Source organism: Halosubterraneus shenae (genome assembly GCF_050510935.1).
In the GTDB taxonomy this organism is placed as follows: Archaea; Halobacteriota; Halobacteria; order Halobacteriales; family Haloferacaceae; genus JBDGPU01.
In genome coordinates this window covers 300,602-318,184 of record NZ_JBNLVO010000005.1, presented here as the reverse complement: position 1 = coordinate 318,184, position 17,583 = coordinate 300,602, and the positions used below count along the sequence as shown (strand labels likewise).

The window sequence follows — 17,583 nt, the reverse complement described above, 5'->3', positions numbered from 1 at the left end:
AAGCGCGCAAAGTCGTTTCGGGGGTGTGTATCGTCGTGACGGCGTCCAATAACCCTTAAACCCCTCGTCTGGTTTGTCCGTTGTATGAGCGAAAGCGACTCCCAGGCCGACGTGACGGTCGTCCTTCCGGACGGATCAGCGATAACCGTGCCGGAGGGGTCGACAGTCGAGGACGTGGCCTACGAGATCGGCCCGGGGCTCGGACGCGACACGGTTGCGGGCAAACTCGACGGCGAGCTCGTCTCGAAGCACGACGAGGTGTACGACGGCGCCGAGATCGAGATCGTGACCGACCAGTCCGACGAGTATCTGCAGGTGCTGCGCCACTCGGCAGCCCACGTCTTCGCCCAGGCGCTCCAGCGCGAGTACCCCGAGGCGGAGCTCACCATCGGCCCGCCGACGGAGGAGGGCTTCTACTACGACGTCGCGGACGTCGACCTCGACGAGGACGACCTCGAGGCCATCGAGGCGGAGATGGAGTCGATCATCGAGGCCGACTACGACATCGAGCGCGTCGAGCGCGACCGCGAGGAGGCGGAGGAGATCTACGCGGACAACGAGTTCAAACGGGAGATCCTCGCGGAGGAGGCCGCTGGCGAGGAGACGGTCACGTTTTATAAGCAGGACGCCTGGCAGGACCTCTGTCAGGGCCCCCACGTCGACTCGACCGGCGAGATCGGCGCCGTCGAGCTGCTCAACATCTCCGCGTCGTACTGGCGCGGCGACGAGGACAATCAGCAGCTCACGCGCGTCACGGGGACCGCCTTCGAATCCGAGTCCGACCTCGAGGAGTTCCTCGAGATGCGCGAGGAGGCCAAGGAGCGCGACCACCGCAAGCTCGGCCAGGAGATGGACCTGTTCTCCATCCCGACGGTGACGGGTCCCGGGCTCCCGCTGTATCACCCCAACGGCAAGACGGTGCTCAGCGAGCTGGAGGGGTTCGTCAACGAGCTCAACGAGGACGCGGGCTACGAGCAGGTGGAAACGCCGCACCTGTTCCGGACGGAGCTGTGGAAGCAGTCCGGCCACTACGACAACTACCAGGACGACATGTTCCTCCTCGACGTCAACGACGAGGAGTACGGCCTCAAGCCGATGAACTGCCCCGGCCACGCCACCATCTTCGACCAGAAGTCGTGGTCCTATCGGGAGCTCCCCCAGCGCTACTTCGAGAACGGGAAGGTGTACCGGAAGGAGCAGCGCGGCGAGCTCTCCGGGCTCTCCCGCGTCTGGGCGTTCACCATCGACGACGGGCACCTGTTCGTCCAGCAGGACCAGATCGAGGGGGAAGTTCGCCAGGTGATGGACATGATCTTCGAGGTCATCGAGACGTTCGACCTCGAGGTCGAGGTCGCGCTGGCGACCCGCCCGGAGAAGTCCGTCGGCAGCGACGAGATCTGGGAGTCCGCCGAGGACCAGCTCCGCGAGGTGCTCGACTCGGGGGGGTACGACTACGACCTCGAGCCCGGCGACGGCGCCTTCTACGGCCCGAAGATCGACTTCAGCTTCGAGGACGCCCTCGGTCGCACGTGGGACGGCCCGACGGTCCAGCTCGACTTCAACATGCCCGACAGGTTCGACCTGACGTACACGGGCGAGGACAACGAGGACCACCAGCCCGTCATGATCCACCGGGCGCTCTACGGCAGCTACGAGCGCTTCTTCATGGTGCTCATCGAGCACTTCAACGGCAACTTCCCGACGTGGCTCGCGCCGGAGCAGGTCCGCGTGCTCCCCGTCTCCGACGACAACCTCGGCTACGCCCACCGCGTCAAGAACGAGCTCGACGACGCGGGCTTCCGCGTTGAAGTCGAGGACCGCGACTGGACGGTCGGCCGCAAGATCCGCGAGGCGCACGACGACCGCCTCCCGTACATGCTCATCGTCGGTGACGACGAGGAGGACGCCGGCACCGTCTCCGTCCGCGACCGCTTCGAGGCGGAGGCCGACGACGTCGACCTCGAGGACTTCCTCGACCACCTCGAACGCGAACGCGACGAGAAGCGCATCGAACCCGACTTCGTCGGCGAGTAAGCGGACGGCGGCAGGTCCCCGAGTTTACTCACCCTTCGGGCCGAAAATATCTCCGCTGTCACGGGAGCCCTTCACACGGGATCGACGGCCTGAACCCGCTATCGCCGCGTTTTTGGCCTCCCACCGCAACTCACGTCCATGAGCGACGCACCCGACGTTGGCGAGCTGACGCCGCCGGACCGGACCCTGATGGGGCCGGGTCCGAGCGAGGCGCACCCCCGCGTACTGAAAGCGATGAGCACGCCGCTGGTCGGCCACCTCGACCCCTCCTTCGTCGAGATCATGGACGAGACGCAGGAGCTCCTGCGGTACACGTTCCGCACGGACAACCAGTGGACCATCCCCGTCTCCGGCACCGGGTCGGCGGCGATGGAGGCCGCCATCGGCAACGTGGTCGAGCCGGGCGACACGATGCTCGTCCCGACGAACGGCTACTTCGGCGGCCGGATGGCGTCGATGGCGCGCCGCGCCGGCGGCGAGGTCGTCGAGGTGTCGGCGCCGTGGGGCGAGCCCCTGAACCCGGCCGACGTCGAGGCCGCCTTCGAGCAGTACCAGCCGGACGTCTTCGGCTTCGTCCACGCGGAGACGTCGACCGGCGTCCTCCAGCCGAACGTCGACGAGCTCACGTCCATCGCGCACGCCCACGACGCGTACGTCATCGCGGACACCGTCACCTCGCTCGGCGGCGTGGAGCTCCGCGTCGACGACTGGGACGTCGACGTCGCCTACTCCGGCCCCCAGAAGTGTCTCTCCTGCCCGCCGGGCGCGAGCCCGCTGACGCTCAACGACCGCGCGATGGACAAGGTCCTCGACCGCGAGGAGGATCCGCGCTCGTGGTACCTCGACCTCTCGCTACTGGAAGGGTACTGGGGCGACGAGCGTGCCTACCACCACACGGCGCCCGTCTCGAACGTCTACGCGCTCCGCGAAGCGCTCCGGCTCGTCGCCGAGGAGGGCATCGAGCAGCGCTGGGCCCGCCACCGCGACGTCGCGGGCGACCTGAAGGCCGGCCTGCAGGAGATGGGCCTCGAGATGAACGCGCCTGACGAGTACTGGCTCCCCAGCCTCAACGCGGTGCAGGTCCCGGACGGCGTCGACGACGGTGCGGTTATCGACTACCTGCTGAACGAGTACGACCTGGAGATCGCCGCCGGCCTCGGTGCGCTCTCCGGCGACATCTGGCGCATCGGCTGCATGGGTCACTCCGCGCGCTCGCAGAACGTCGAGTTCCTGCTGTCCGTCCTCGAGGAAGCCCTCGCGGAGCAGGGCTTCGAGGCGTAAGCGGTCGCTGCGGTCCGGGATTTCCCGTCACTACGCCGGTCGCAGGTCCACCGTACTGCCGTCGTTGTTGACTGGTACCGACTCTCACATACACTTTTTCCGACAGGCTGTCACCTGCAGCCATGGCTGCCGACCATCCCGACGCCTTCGGACGAGCCATTCGCGATCACCACCGCGGCGACCTGGCGGAACCGCTCTACCAGGTCGACGGTTCCGAGCGCCGCGAACACCCGATCGAGCAGTTCTACTTCACCGAGTTCGACCCCGAGACGAGTGCGGATCACCGCTGGTTCGCCGAGCGACTCGAGGGGCCACTCGTCGATCTCGGTGCCGGCGCCGGGCGACACGCGCTGTACTTCCAGGAGCAGTTCGAGACGGTCGCCGTCGATCCGAGCCCGGCGCTGGTCGAGACGATGCGCGATCGCGGCGTCGACGACGCCAGGGAGGGGGACATGTATACGCTCCGCGAGCTGTTCCCGGCGGACCGCTTCGCGTCGGCGCTCGCGCACGGCACCCAGCTCGGTCTCGCGGGGTCGCTCGCCGGCGTCGAGGCGTTTCTCGGGGACCTCGCGCACGTGACGACGGCGGACGCGACGGCAATCGTCGACTGCTACGACCCGACCCGCGGCGACGGCGAGGCGATGCTGGGCTACAGGGCGGACGAGCCGACGGGCCTCGCGCACCGCGTGAACTGGTTCGAGTACGACGGCGACGCGGACCCGGTGCTCCACTTTCGGCTGTTCTCACCCGACCGGCTGCGCGAGGCCGCCGCCGAAACTTCGTGGGCAGTACGCGAGGTCAAGCGCGGCGGGACGGACGGCGCTCACTACGACGCGATGCTCGAGAAGGAGTAACTCGGCCCGTTAGACCGTAGCGACGGTCGCCGGCGCCGATCGCCAGGCCGATCACCACGCCGTCAGCGCTTCTTTTCCGTAATCGCGAGCGAGGATCCCGAGGAACGCCAGCGCGCCGGTGATCGCGAACGCGCCGCCGACGAAGAACACCGAGGCCATGCTCACTTCGACCATTAGCCAGCCGGCCATCAGCGGCGCGGCGACGGAGCCGGGCCGCCAGACGAGCTCGCGGATGCCGAAGCTGGAGGCGACGCCCCCCTCGTCGGTGCCCTCGTCCGCGAACAGCGCCATGCTCGCGGGCTCGCGGAAGGAATCGACGACGCCGAGGAGCCCGGAGAGTATCACGAGCGGGAGGTACGCGGGCGGCGTCGCGCCGAGCAACGGCAGCGACGCCGGCGCGCCGATGATGGCGCCGATCTCGGGCGCGAACGGGATCGCGAGCGAGATGAGCCCGTAGCTCCCGCCCCCCGCGAAGACGAACAGAGCGCGGCCGAAGCTGTCGGAGAGGCGGCCGGTGAACAGCTGGCCGACCATGTTCGTGCCCTTCTCGGCCGTTACGGTGACGGCGACCGCGAGGGCGGCGACGTCGAGCCCGCCGGCGGCCATCTCCGTGCCGGCGTAGATGGGGATCCACGTCCGGACCATCGTGACGGCGAAAGCGTACTGGAAGCGGAAGCTGGAGATCGTGATCAGCTTCCGATTGACGGCGAGGTCGGTGAAGGGGAACCCCTCGACGCGCGTCTCGTCCGGCTCGAGGAAGACGTACAGCCCGGCCCAGGCGACGACCATGAGGACGACGATGATCGAGAAGATGGGGCCGAAGCCGACGGCGTCGTAGATCGCGCCGGCCGACAGCGAGCCAACGATGGAGGCGGCGAAGGCGGCGGCGTTCGCCCGGCCGATGGCCTTTGCGCGGGTGCCGACGGGCGCGATCTGGCCGACCAGCGAGAGGCTCATCAACCCCGCGCCGGTGACGGCGACGCCCTGGAGCGCGCGGATCGCGACGAAGGAGGCGGAGGAGTCGACGACGGGGAATAAGGCGTACACGCCGGCGCCGAGCGCGAGCGTGCCGAGCAGCATCGTCCGCTTGTCGAACCGGTCGCCGGCCCACGCGAGCGGGACGACCGCGGCGGTCTGGGCCAGCGTGAAGCCGGTGGTGTACATCCCGATGATGAACCCGGCGCTGATCGTGATGCCGAGAACGGTCGTCGCTTGCGGGTCGAGATTGTTGATGTAGGTCGGGAGCAGCGTCAGCAGCGTGATGAACCCGAACCCCTCCGCGAACCGGGTCAGGTAGAGCGCGTAGAACTGCAACCGGGAGTCGCCGTCGGTCACGTTCCTACCGGTGGGTGGGCACTGAAAAGCGGTTTCGGTTCGAAGCCATCGCCCGCGCCGGCATTCCGAGACCGAGCGCCCTGCGCAAAGCCTCAAGCACCGCGGCCGTGAGGTGCCTCCATGGTCGACCTGATGGAGACGTATCTGGAGAACCGCTCGCGGATCCAGCCGAACCACACCAACAACTACGGCAACGCGCACGGGGGCAACATCATGAAGTGGATGGACGAAGTTGGCGCCATGTCCGCAATGCGCATGGCCGGAGAGACGTGCGTCACCGCCAACATCGAGGGGATGGACTTCAAGCGCCCCGTCCCCGTCGGCGATACGGCGGTGATCCGGGCGTACGTCTACGACACGGGGCGCACGAGCCTGCGCGTTCGCCTGCGGGCGTTCCGCGAGCAGCCGCGAAGCGGCGAGATCGAGCAGACCACCGAGTCGACGTTCGTCTTCGTCGCCATCGACGAGGAGAACGAGCCGACGCCGGTGCCGGAGCTGACCGTGTCCTCCGAGCGCGGCCGGCGGCTGAAGGAGGAGGCGCTGGCGACGGAGTAGCGCGCCGACGCTCGGTTCGTCCTGTCGCGACCGCCGAAACTGTCAACTACTCACACGCCGAACGACGGGTATGGGCGACCAGAGCTGTGACCGGGTGTTCTGCCCGTCGTGTGACCTGCCGCTGACGACCGCGGACGACGAGTGCCCGGATTGTGGGGCGGCGATTCCGGACTCGTGAGGCGCGGCGGCGAGCGGCACGCCCAGTCGAACGCCTGTGCCACCGGCCGTCGGTGAGGTCTTTTAAAAAGCGAATTCAGGTAGCCGTCGTGTCCCGGGGGAGCAGAAACCCACCGAACGCCGTCGCCCAGGCGATCCCCAGGTACGCCACCCAGCGCTCGAGGCCGCCGATACCGAGCGGCGTCGCTTCGCCGATCGTCACGAAGGCCACGAACGCGAGCAGTTCGAGGACGCCCAGCCCGGCGGACAGGTACCGGAACGGTCCGCGGACCGTCGCCGCGACGACGAGCGCCGACACCCCGATCCCCCCGAAGGCGATCACCGCGGCGAGGAAGTGCGGGAGACCGGTCTCGGCTGGAAAGACGCCGACGCCAACCAGCCCACCGAGGCCGGTTACCGCCACGAGTGCTGTGAGTCCTCGTCGCCCGTAGACGCCGTGGAGACCGTAGGCGGCGACCAGCGTCACCCCGCCACTCAGGACCATCGCGCCGTTGAACACGGCTCGCGACGCCGGCGTTCCCCGGGCCGACCCGAGCGCGCTGATCGTCTGCGTCGACGTGCTGTACCCGGGGAACTGCGATTCCGCGGTGACGAAGCCGAGGAGCAGGATCACGCCAACCGCGACGAACGAGACGCCAGCGAGGGTCCGGTCTCGGATGCGGTCCATCGGCGTACTAATGCCGGGGCGGGCTTGAATACGTATGGGTGGATCCGAGGGAGATTACTCGGCTTCGAGGCGACTGGTCCGTACCCAAAGCCGCCGCTCGCGACGTTGCTCGCGGCAGAAAACGGGCCGGGAGGGAGTTGAACCGAGCGAAGACGTTCCTGCTCACTCCGTTGCGCGGGCTGCGTCTTCCCGGGTTCAACTCCTCCCTGCCGGTTCCCGCACCGCCGAGCTGTCGCTCGGCGGTTTACTGCACGGGCCGGGAGGGAGTTGAACCCCCGACCGACGGATTAAGAGTCCGTCGCTCTCCCTGACTGAGCTACCGGCCCTCACTCTCACGTATCGCGGTGAGTAGTAAAGGCGTTTCCCTTCGGGTGCGCCCGCGTCAAAAAGGCGCACACGGGCCGGGGACGACCCGCGTTCGTCGGCGTTCACGGAAGCTAGCCAGGAACAGGCCCAAGCAGGGCTGTTAAGTGTCGGCCGTGCGGAAATCGGGTAGCTATGAGTACTGGGGCGAGTGGGTCTTCTCGAACGCGATATGCGATCCTTGGGTGTGGGAGCGTGGGGCACGCTGTCGCGGAAGATCTGACGGAGCGAGGCAAAGACGTCCTCATCCTGGACCGCGACGAGAGTCGCGTCGAAGCGCTCCGGGACCAGGACCTCAACGCGCAGGTACAGGACATCGCGGACCCCGACGTCGCCGACGTCGTCGCCGACCGCGACATCATCCTCATCCTCGCGTCCGACGTCGAGGCGAACAAGGACGCCGTCGAGGCGATCCGCGAGCGGGGCGGCGACCACTACGTCGTCGTCCGCGCCTCCGACCCCGTCAGCGAGGACGAGCTGCGGGACCTCGGCGCCGACGTCGTCATCAACCCCTCCACGGTCATCGCCGACTCCGCGCTCCGCTCGCTGGAAACCGGCGAGCTGGAGTACAAGTCGCGCCAGCTGGCCGACATCCTCCGGGAAACCGACGGCAAACTGGGTATCCTTACTCACGACAACCCCGACCCGGACTCCATCGCGTCCGCGAGCGCGCTCCAGGCGATCGCCGGCGCGTACGACACCGAGGCCGACATCGTCTACACGGGCGACGTGGGCCACCAGGAGAACCGCGCATTCGTCAACCTGCTCGGTATCGACCTCGTCTCGCTGGAGGAGGCCGGGCCGCTCGAGTCGTACGACACCGTCGCGCTCGTCGACCACGCGAAATCCGGGCAGCCGGAGGTCGAGTTCGACGCCGACATCGACATCTACATCGACCACTTCGAGGCCGAGACGGAGGTCGAGGCCCGCTTCGTCGACGTCCGGACGAACGTCTCCTCGACGTCGACGATCCTGACGAAGTACCTCCAGGAGTTCGACATCTCGCCGTCCGAGGCGGTCGCCACCGCGCTCCTGTACGGCATCCGCGCGGAGACACTCGACTTCAAGCGCGACACGACGCCCGCGGACCTCACCGCCGCCGCGTACCTCCACCCGTTCGCGAACCACGACACGCTCGAACAGGTGGAGTCGCCGTCGATGTCCCCCGAGACGCTTGACGTCCTCGCGGAGGCCATCCAGAACCGCGAGGTGCAGGGGAGCCACCTCTTCTCGACCGCGGGCTTCATCCGCGACCGCGAGGCGCTCGCGCAGGCGGCCCAGCACCTCCTCAACCTCGAGGGGATCACGACGACGGCCGTCCTCGGGATCGCCGACGAGAAGATCTACCTCTCCGCGCGTTCGAAGGACATCCGGATCAACATCGGAAACGTCCTGCAGGAGGCGTTCGACGAGATGGGCGACGCTGCGGGCCACTCCACGCAGGGCTCCGTCGAGATCCCGCTCGGCATCTTCACGGGTATCGAGACGAGCGAGGAGAACCGCGACACGCTCCTCCAGCTCACCGAGGAGGCAGTTCGCAAGAAGCTGTTCGAGGCGATGGGCGTCGAGGGCTCCAGCGAGAGCTCCAACGGGTCCTGACCGGCCCTCCCGCTCCTGACAGGCTCATTCTCCCTCCTGACAGGCTCTCCCGCTCCTGACAGGTACCTTCGCTGGTCGCTACGCGACCGGCAGCAACGCAAAAGGGGTCGCCGCTACACCGCCGCTTCTTCGGCTTCTTCCTCGCCAGTCTCCAGCCGCTCGATGACGTCGTTGACGAGGATCACGTCACCGACGGCGCGGACCCAGCGGTAGGGCACGATGGCCCCCTCGCCGGGCGCGACGCGTCCCCGGAACAGTTCCCCGTTCAGTTCCGAGAGCGCGAGCCCGGTCACGCTTTCCGCGTCGAGGTCGAGTCGCACGTCCTCGACTTCCCCGACGAACACCCCGTTGCTCGAGTAGACCTCGCGACCAACGAGGCTCGTGATCTCCTCAGGCGTCGTGTCCATACCACATCACTTGCAAGCCCGCCTATTAAGCGTTCAGTGTCGGACGACGTGTGTCTGACAGCGATCCCCGGTCTCGACGCCGAAAATCGGGTCGAATGACTCGGTGGTCGAGCCGATCGACCGGATAACCTGTCCGGCGAGCCGGGAGCCCATCGAACTAGCTAGAAACTCGCCCGTTCACCTCGGGCCGTCGCTCACTTCGGCGGCGCGACGACCTCGACCGGGTGCCGGGTGGACCGGCCGAGCAGCGCGTCCAGCTGCTCGGAGCAGGACGTGCCCTGTGCGACGAGCGTCCGGTCGGTGTCGCCGAACTGCTCGACGAGGGGCTCGCCCACGTCGACGCTCAGCTCGTAGTACTCCTGTTTGTACCCGAAGGAGCCGGCCATGCCGCAACACTCGGTGTCCGAGGTCAACACGTCGTAGCCGAGGCGGTCGAACACCTCGGTCGTGTACTGGTCGATCTCGATCGTGCGTGCCTGGCAGTGCGCGTGGAAGGCGAGCTCCGCGTCGCGCCCGGCCTCGCCAGCGCCCACGAGTTCGTCGTCGCTTCCGCCGTTCTCCAGCAGGCCGAACAGGTACTCCATCACGTCGTAGCTCGACTCGGAGAGGCGCTCGAAGGCAGCGGGCTCGAGGAACTTGTCGTACTCGTCGCGGAACATCGCGAGGTCGCTCGGCTCGACGACGACGACGTCGCGGTCGGCGTCCAGCTGCTCGGCCAGCGCGCCGTAGAGGTCGTGTGCCTTCCGCTCGGCGGTGTCGATCATCCCCTGCGAGAGCGGCGGGCGACCACTGCCCGGCAGGTCCGGGACCTCGACGTGGACGTCGAGGGCCTCGAGCGCGCGAACCGCGGCCTTCCCGCGCTCGGGGTTTACGTAGTTCGTGTTCGTGTCCGCGTAGAGGATCGCCTCGCGGGCGGCGTCCTCGCGGTCGACCTGCGCGCCGCCCCGGTTCTCGAACCACTCGACGAGGCTCTCGTTCGCGAAGTCCGGGAGGTCGCGTCGGCGGTCGATGCCGGCGACGCGTTCGAGCGCCGCCCGGACCGGGCCCGTGTTCTGGACGCGGTTGGCGACGGGCGCCGTCTTGTGCCCGAGCTTCGCCAGCGTCTCGAAGTTGCCGACGAGCCGCTTCGTGACGTCGAGGCCGTCGGGTTCCTCGTCCGGCACGAGCCCGTCCGGCAGGAAGTCGACGTCGCTCTCGTCGGCCTTCTTCCGGTTGATCCGGTCGCGGACGACGGTGTTGATCCACGGGATGTCGATCTCGACGGGGCAGGCTGGCTTGCAGCGCGAGCAGCCCGTACAGAGGTCGTTGAAGTCGTCGGCGACGTCGAGGCCCTCGATGCCGGCCTCCCAGCCGCCGGCGATGCCGCCGGTGTACGTCTCGCCGCCGAACTCGTGGCCGCCGACGCTCTGGAAGTTGCCACAGGAGTTCGCGCAGGCGCCACAGCGCACGCAGTACAGTGTCTCCTTTAAGTGCTCGTCCTCGCGCATCGCGAGCCGGCCGTTGTCGACGAGCACCATGTGGAACTCGCGGTCGGGGTCCTCGCCGGCGTCGGCGTCAACGAGCGGCTGGTCCGGCGCGGAGAAGTCCGGCACGGGGCTCTCGACCGGCGGCGTCAGCAGCGAGGTGTACACCGTCAGGTCCTGGCCCGTCCCGGAGCGCCCGAGCAGCTGCATGAACGGTTCGAGGTCGTCGACGGTCGGCAGGATCTTCTCGACGCCCGCGACGGCGATGTGCGTGTCCGGCGTCACCGCCACCTTGCGGGCGTTCCCCTCGTTGGTGACGAGCATGATCGACCCGGACTCCGCGACGATGAAGTTCGCGCCCGTCATCCCCACGTCGGCCTCGCGGATCTGCTTCCAGAGCTTCTTGCGAGCGAACTGGGTGAGCTTCTCCGCGGTGTCGAGCTCCTCGTCTGGGTCGAACGTCTCGTAGAGCAGCTCCCGGATCTCGTCCTGCGACTCGTGGATCGCCGGCGCGATAAGGTGGGACGGCTTGTCCTCGGCGAGCTGGACCACCCACTCGCCCAGGTCCGTCTCGATCGCCTCCGACCCGGCTGCCTCGAGCGCCTCGTTGACGTCGAGCTCCTCCGTCGTCATCGACTTCGACTTGACGACGGACTCGCCCTCGTCGACGACGTTCGTGATGTAGTCGTTCGCGTCGGCGGCGTCGTCGGCGACGTACAGGTGGCCGCCGTTGGCCTCGACGCTCTCGCGCAACTGGTCGATCAGCTCCGGCAGGCGCTCGATGGCCTCCTCCTTCTTCGCTCGGGCCCGGCTCTTCAGGTCCTCGTACTCCGGCAGGTCGGCGACGGCGTCCTTCCGACCCTGGTTGTGGTCCCGCGCGTGGTGGGCGATGGCGTCGCCGTCCTCCGCCATCGTCTTCCGGAGCTCCGCGGCGCGCTGCTGACGGTCGGATCGGCTCATGCGTTCGCCTCCTCGACGAGGACGACGTGGACCTCGCCCGGGCCGTGGGCGCCGACGACGAGCGCGCCCATGTCGGCGGTCGCGCTGGGTCCCGTAGCGATGATCCCCGAGTTCCCGTCACGCAGTTCCGGGCCGACGCGGTCGACCGCGGCCGGAACGTCCGGGACGAGGTCGGCCTCGCGCAGGACGGCGACGTGCCGGTACGGATAGAGGCTGATCGGCTCCGTCCCCGGGTGATCCGCCTTCAGATAGATGCTGCCCGTCTCGGCGATGCCGAACGTGGCCGGCGTCACGCCGGTTTCGGCCGATTCCAGGTCGCCGTTCGTGGGGTCAGTGTGGACCTCCTCCGGGAGGTCGAGGTCGTGGTGGAGCGGGACGCCGACCGCCTCGCCCGCGAGGGCGTCGGCGACCGCGTCGGCGCAGCTCTCGGGCGTCGTCCGCGAGAGCGACACGTCGAGCTCGTCGAGCGCGTCGACGAACGCCGAGGTCGATGATCCTGTCATGAGTGATGAGTACGGTCGAGGCTTTATGTGCCTTTGCCAGGCGGCGACGTTGGCGAAACCGGCATTGCGACCGGAACCGACGGGATCCATCGATAGCTCCGGGCCCCTGGGGCCGGTACTACCCCGTTCTGGAGGCTCGTCTGGATCACCTCGCCGCAAAAGAATCGGACCGCACCGCGTCGAAAGTGCGACCGGCGTCGGACCGCCTAGAAGACGCCGGTGAACGTCACGTACGAGAAGAGCAGCGCGAGCAGTCCCGTGAACGTTGCGTAGTACGCCAGCGGGATCAGCTCGTACCGGATGACGCGTCCCTCCTCGCCGACGAGGCCGACGACGGCCAGCGCCGCGACGACGTTGTGGACGGCGATGAGGTTCCCGATCGCGCCCCCGACCGCCTGCGCGGCGACGAGGACGGTTCGGGAGACGCCGAGCTCGGTGGCGACGCCGTACTGGAACGTGCCGAACAGGATGTCACTGACCGTGTTCGATCCCGCCAGGAACGCGCCGAAGGCGCCGACTAGCGCCGCGAAGAAGGGGTAGACCCCACCCGCGGTATCTGCCGTCGCCTCCGAGAGGATCTGCAGCATGCTCTGGCCACCGGTCGCGGTGCCGGACTGGATCATGATCTGGACCGTGCCGACAGCGAACAGCAAGGCGACCGTCGCGGGCGCGACCTTCTTCCCCGTCTCGACCCAGGCGTCCTTCACCTGCTCGCCATTCATCCCGTGCAGCGGGATGGTGACGAGGTGGATCGCGAGGAACACGGCGCCGGGCAGGTAGAGGAAGGCGAACTCCCCACTGAGCCCGGTGCCGAGAATGTCCTTCCACGAGAGGACTAACGTCGACTGCAGGAACGACGTGAGCGGGCCGATCGTCCGAGTCATGACGAGCAGCGCAGCGAGACCGATGTACGGCGTCCACGCCTTCCAGATTCCCATCCGCTGGGCGACGCCGCCGTCAGCGGTGACGGTCGCGCCCGAATCCGAGCCGGAACCGACGCCCGTGCCGACGCCGGATTCGCCGGGCTCGATGTCGCCGACCCAGTGTTCGGGCCAGCTGTCGCGCGGACCGAAGTCCCACTCCTCGTCGGGGTGGAGGTAGCCGAGCTTCAACACGCCGACAGTGAGCGCGAGGCCGACCATCGACCCGAGGAGCCCCGGGAAGACCGGGCCCAGGAAGTACGCCGTAAGCCAGTAGGGAACGGTGAAGGCGGCCCAGGCGAACAGGCAGAGCGGCAGCGCCTCGAGCGCGGGCTTGATCGAACGCTCCTCACCGAAGAAGCGCGTCATCATCGCGACGCCGATGAACGGGAGCGCGACGCCGACGATGCCGTGGTACGTCGCCGCGAACACTGCGATCTCTCCGACCCACTCGGTGACGTTCATGCCGGTGCCGGCGAGGTCGCTGGTGATCGTCTCGGACTCCTGGAAGACGTCCTGGAGGCCGATGACAAGCGGCGTCCCGACCGCGCCGAAGGTGATCGCCATCAGGTTCCCGGTCAGTGCCACCACGACGGCCGCGAGCGGCGGGAAGCCGAGCCCGACCAGCAGCGGCCCGACGACCGCGGCGGGCGTCCCGAAGCCGGCCGCGCCCTCGATGAACGAACCCATCAGGAAGACCAGGAGGACGACCTGCACGCGACGATCGTTACTGATCGACGCGAAGCCGGCGTTGATCGCGTCGAAGGCGCTCGTCTGCTTGAGCGTGTACAGTAGTAGCACGGCGCCGAAGACGATGAACAGGATATTCAGCGCCGTGATGAAGCCGGATATCGTCGCGGCGGCGATCCAGGTGGACGACATCCCCCAGCCGGCGAAGCCGATGGCGACGGCGACGCCCCACGCAATTGGCATGGCTCGCGTCGCCGGCCAGTACCGCGCCACCATCAGATAGGCGATGGTCAGCAGCGGGAGGACCGCCATCACGATCTCCGCGACACTCATTCGTTCTCACCCGCAGTTGACTGACAACTCGATTCGACCGCAGTGTGTGTGGCGCTTCGTAACACACCACCAGCACAGCGATCTACTATCATAATTAACCATGTTTGAGCAAAAATTACACGGCGACGCAAGGTTTTCGTATTTCGACGTCCGTAGATCCCTAACTATCCACCACGATCCAATCCGCTGGCGGCTCTCCACCGGATTTTTTCCGAATGCGGATATCAGCTCGTGATATCGCCGCGTACCGGGTGCTTTTGGGGATACGGATCGAGTTTCAGGCAAATGGCTTCGCATCGTGATGCCGCTCCCGACCCCACCACCGCGGGGAATTTCGACTATCAGAGCGAGGACGTCGAACGACCCGACCTGGCCGCAGCCCTCGAATCGCGCGTCGACGGCGACGTGCGGTTCGACAGCTACTCGCGAGAGCTATACGCGACCGACGCGTCGGCCTACGAGGTGACGCCCATCGGCGTCGTCCTCCCGCGGTCGACCCGCGACGTCGCCAACGTGGTTTCCTACTGCGCCGAGGAAGGGATCCCCGTCCTCCCGCGGGGCGGTGGCACGTCGCTGGCGGGCCAGACGGTCAACGAGGCCGTTGTCCTCGACTTCACCCGCTACATGGACGGCATCGACGAGGTCGACCCCGACGCCGAGCGGGCGACGGTCGACGCCGGCGCCTACATCGGCGACCTCAACGCCGAACTGGAACCGCACGGCCTGAAGTTCGCCCCCGATCCGGCCTGGCGGGACAAAAGCGCCGTCGCCGGCGCCATCGGTAACAACTCGACGGGCGCGCACTCGCTCGTCTACGGGAAGACCGACCACTACGTCGAGGAAGTAGAGGTCGTGCTGGCCGACGGCACTGTGACAACGCTCGGCGAGGTCGCGGTCGAGGACCTCCGCGAGCGTGCGGCGGGCGTCGAGCGCGTCGACCCCGCGGTGGCCGCCGCCGGGGCGGAGTCGGACGCACCTGAGGCCTTCCCCGGCGAGGTCGACCTGGAGGCCCGCATCGCGGCCGAGGTCGTCCGGATCCTCGACGACGCGGCCGACGACATCGACGACCGCTACCCGGAGCTCAAGCGAAACGTCTCCGGCTACAACCTCGACCGCCTGCTCGCGGAGTATCGCGGCGAGTACGGGGAGGAGGGCGTCGTCAACCTCGCGCGCCTGCTCGCCGGCAGCGAGGGGACGCTCGGGGTCGTTACCGAGGCGACGGTGTCGCTGGAGCCGATCCCCGAGACGAAGGCCGTGGCGCTGCTCACCTACGAGGACCTCCAGAGCGCGATGGAGGACGTCTCCGCAGTGCTCGAACACGACCCGGCCGCCGTCGAGGTGATGGACGACGTCCTCCTGGACCTCGCCCGCGACACCTCGGAATTCGCGGACGTGGTCGGGATGCTCCCGGAGGGGACGGACTCGGTCCTGCTCATCGAGTTCTACGCCGACAGCGACGAACAGGGCCGCCAGCTCGTCGCCGACCTCATCGCGGACCGCGTCCCCGACGCGTCGACGGTGGCGACGCCTTCGGACGACGCCGCCGACGTGACCGACGACCCCGTCCGCGCGCTGACCGCGATGGAGGCCCACGACGCCGAGACGCGCGAGAAGTTCTGGAAGATGCGCAAGTCCGGTCTACCGATCCTGCTCGGCCGGACGAGCGATGCGAAGCACCTCTCCTTCATCGAGGACTGCGCCATCCCGCCGGAACACCTTCCCGAGTACAGCCGCGAGTTCCAGCGCATCCTCGATGACCACGACACGTTCGCGTCCTTCTACGCGCACGCGGGCCCCGGCGTGCTCCACATCCGCCCGCTCATCAACACGAAGATGGTCGAGGGGGTCGAGCAGATGGCGAGCATCGCCGACGAGGTCTCGGACCTCGTCGTCAGCCTCGGCGGGTCCATCTCCGGCGAGCACGGCGACGGTCGCGCGCGGACCCAGTGGAACCGGAAGCTGTACGGCGAGGAGCTGTGGACCGCCTTCCGCGCGCTCAAGACCGCCTTCGACCCCGACTGGCTCCTGAATCCGGGGCAAGTCTGCGGGGACATCGACATGACCGAGAACCTCCGGTTCTCGCCGGACTACGAGTTCGAGACCGCCATCGACACGTCCCTGAACTGGCCCAACGAGAACGGCATGCAGGGGATGGTCGAGCTCTGTCACGGCTGTGGCGGCTGTCGCGGCCCGCAGGAGACGACCGGCGGCGTCATGTGCCCGACCTTCCGCGCCGCCGAGGAGGAGATCCAGTCGACCCGCGGGCGGGCGAACATGCTCCGCGGGGCGATGTCCGGCGACGTCCCGGACGACCCGACGGAAGACGAGTTCGCGGAGGAGGTCCTCGACCTCTGTGTCGGCTGCAAGGGCTGCAAGATGGACTGCCCGAGCGAGGTCGACATGGCGAAGCTGAAGACCGAGGTCGCCCACGCGCGCCACGAGGAGCACGGTCCGAGCCTCCGGGACCGGGTCTTCGCGAACGTCGAGACGCTCTCGGCCTGGGGATCGAAGCTCGCGCCGCTGTCGAACAAGCTCCCGAAGCTGCCCGGCGCCCGCAAACTGATGGAGAAAACGGTCGGGATCACCGCGGAGCGAAAGCTCCCGACCTTCCGCTCGGAGAGCCTCGAGGACTGGTTCGACGCCCGCGGCGGCGCCGCTATCCCCGAGGCCGACGCCGACCGGAAGGTCCTGCTGTTCCCGGACGCGTTCACGAACTACAGTCGCCCGCAGGCGGGGAAAGCCGCGGTCCGCGTGCTGGAGGCCGCGGGTTGCCACGTCGCGATCCCGGACGTGCCCGGCAGCGGCCGCCCGGCGCACTCGAAGGGCTTCCTCGACCAGGCCCGGGAGACGGCGACCGACGTCGTCGAGGAGCTCTCTCCTGCGGTCCGCGACGGCTGGGACGTCGTCGTGGTCGAGCCCTCGGACGCCGTCATGCTCCAGTCCGACTACCACGACGTCCTTGGCGGGGACGTCTCGTCGGTTGCGGACGACCACGTCGCCGCCGTCGCCGAGTCGACCTACGGCGCGCTGGAGTACCTCGACGTCCTCCGGCTCGACGACGAGCTCCCGCTGTCGGCCCCGGACGAGCAGCTCACCTACCACGGCCACTGCCACCAGAAGGCGACGGCGAAGGACCACCACGCGGTGGGCGTCCTCCGCCGCGCCGGCTACGGCGTCGACCCGCTCGACACGACCTGCTGTGGGATGGCCGGCTCGTTCGGCTACGAGGAGGAACACCTCTCCATGAGCGAGGCCATCGGCCAGCTGCTGTACGACAAGGTCGACGAGAGCGACGGGGAAACCGTGGTCGCGCCCGGCGCGTCCTGTCGCTCACAGCTGGAGCACCGCGAGGGCGCCAGCGAGCCGCCGCACCCGATGGAGAAGGTCGCCGAGGCGCTGGAGTAGCTCGGGCACCGTTTCTATTTAAAAGGACGAGGGGATC

General features: G+C 68.0%; 12 protein-coding genes and 1 tRNA gene. 6 read left to right on the top strand and 7 right to left on the bottom strand.

Annotated features, from left to right (window positions below; genetic code table 11):
- Positions 1 to 84 precede the first annotated feature (84 nt).
- The 3 genes from thrS to ACQE3M_RS13070 all read left to right on the top strand — a co-directional run bounded on the left by thrS (position 85) and on the right by ACQE3M_RS13070 (position 4,169).
- On the top strand, positions 85 to 2,034 hold the full coding sequence (thrS, locus tag ACQE3M_RS13080; RefSeq protein WP_430506068.1) for a threonine--tRNA ligase: 1,950 nt from the start codon (positions 85 to 87) through the stop codon (positions 2,032 to 2,034).
- Positions 2,035 to 2,172: 138 nt separating this feature from the next.
- Complete coding sequence (locus ACQE3M_RS13075; protein WP_430506067.1) at positions 2,173 to 3,315, top strand: pyridoxal-phosphate-dependent aminotransferase family protein; 1,143 nt, start codon at positions 2,173 to 2,175, stop codon at positions 3,313 to 3,315.
- Between the two features lie 122 nt (positions 3,316 to 3,437).
- Positions 3,438 to 4,169: a methyltransferase domain-containing protein gene (locus tag ACQE3M_RS13070; protein WP_430506066.1), complete on the top strand. Its 732-nt coding sequence runs from the start codon at positions 3,438 to 3,440 to the stop codon at positions 4,167 to 4,169.
- 51 nt (positions 4,170 to 4,220) lie between these two features.
- Here the strand turns inward: ACQE3M_RS13070 and ACQE3M_RS13065 are convergent, their stop codons facing one another.
- Positions 4,221 to 5,504: an MFS transporter gene (locus ACQE3M_RS13065; protein WP_430506065.1), complete on the bottom strand. Its 1,284-nt coding sequence runs from the start codon at positions 5,502 to 5,504 to the stop codon at positions 4,221 to 4,223.
- Positions 5,505 to 5,624: 120 nt separating this feature from the next.
- On the opposite strand from ACQE3M_RS13065, the gene ACQE3M_RS13060 reads away from it, so the two are divergent.
- Positions 5,625 to 6,059, top strand: a complete 435-nt coding sequence (locus ACQE3M_RS13060) for an acyl-CoA thioesterase (RefSeq protein WP_430506064.1) — start codon at positions 5,625 to 5,627, stop codon at positions 6,057 to 6,059.
- Between the two features lie 253 nt (positions 6,060 to 6,312).
- Here the strand turns inward: ACQE3M_RS13060 and ACQE3M_RS13055 are convergent, their stop codons facing one another.
- Entirely contained in the window at positions 6,313 to 6,903 is a 591-nt protein-coding gene (locus ACQE3M_RS13055; RefSeq protein WP_430506063.1) for a DUF998 domain-containing protein, read from the bottom strand.
- Between the two features lie 252 nt (positions 6,904 to 7,155).
- Positions 7,156 to 7,229: transfer RNA gene (locus tag ACQE3M_RS13050), tRNA-Lys, on the bottom strand.
- Positions 7,230 to 7,401: 172 nt separating this feature from the next.
- Here ACQE3M_RS13050 and ACQE3M_RS13045 point away from each other — a divergent pair.
- Positions 7,402 to 8,865, top strand: coding sequence for a DHH family phosphoesterase (locus ACQE3M_RS13045; RefSeq protein WP_430506062.1), 1,464 nt, complete (start codon positions 7,402 to 7,404; stop codon positions 8,863 to 8,865).
- Positions 8,866 to 8,978: 113 nt separating this feature from the next.
- On the opposite strand, the gene ACQE3M_RS13040 is transcribed toward ACQE3M_RS13045, so the two are convergent.
- The 4 genes from ACQE3M_RS13040 to ACQE3M_RS13025 all read right to left on the bottom strand — a co-directional run bounded on the left by ACQE3M_RS13040 (position 8,979) and on the right by ACQE3M_RS13025 (position 14,141).
- Entirely contained in the window at positions 8,979 to 9,272 is a 294-nt protein-coding gene (locus tag ACQE3M_RS13040) for a PRC-barrel domain-containing protein (protein ID WP_430506061.1), read from the bottom strand.
- Positions 9,273 to 9,466: 194 nt separating this feature from the next.
- A complete protein-coding gene (locus tag ACQE3M_RS13035) occupies positions 9,467 to 11,695 on the bottom strand; it encodes an LUD domain-containing protein (protein ID WP_430506060.1) in 2,229 nt (742 codons plus the stop codon).
- On the bottom strand, positions 11,692 to 12,198 hold the full coding sequence (locus ACQE3M_RS13030; RefSeq protein WP_430506059.1) for a LutC/YkgG family protein: 507 nt from the start codon (positions 12,196 to 12,198) through the stop codon (positions 11,692 to 11,694). The genes ACQE3M_RS13035 and ACQE3M_RS13030 overlap by 4 nt, the downstream gene beginning before the upstream one ends.
- A 206-nt stretch (positions 12,199 to 12,404) precedes the next feature.
- The gene (locus tag ACQE3M_RS13025) at positions 12,405 to 14,141 is read right to left on the bottom strand and encodes an L-lactate permease (protein ID WP_430506058.1); all 1,737 of its coding nucleotides are present in this window, start codon (positions 14,139 to 14,141) and stop codon (positions 12,405 to 12,407) included.
- A gap of 285 nt (positions 14,142 to 14,426) precedes the next feature.
- On the opposite strand from ACQE3M_RS13025, the gene ACQE3M_RS13020 reads away from it, so the two are divergent.
- Positions 14,427 to 17,546, top strand: coding sequence for an FAD-binding and (Fe-S)-binding domain-containing protein (locus ACQE3M_RS13020; RefSeq protein WP_430506057.1), 3,120 nt, complete (start codon positions 14,427 to 14,429; stop codon positions 17,544 to 17,546).
- Positions 17,547 to 17,583 lie beyond the last annotated feature (37 nt).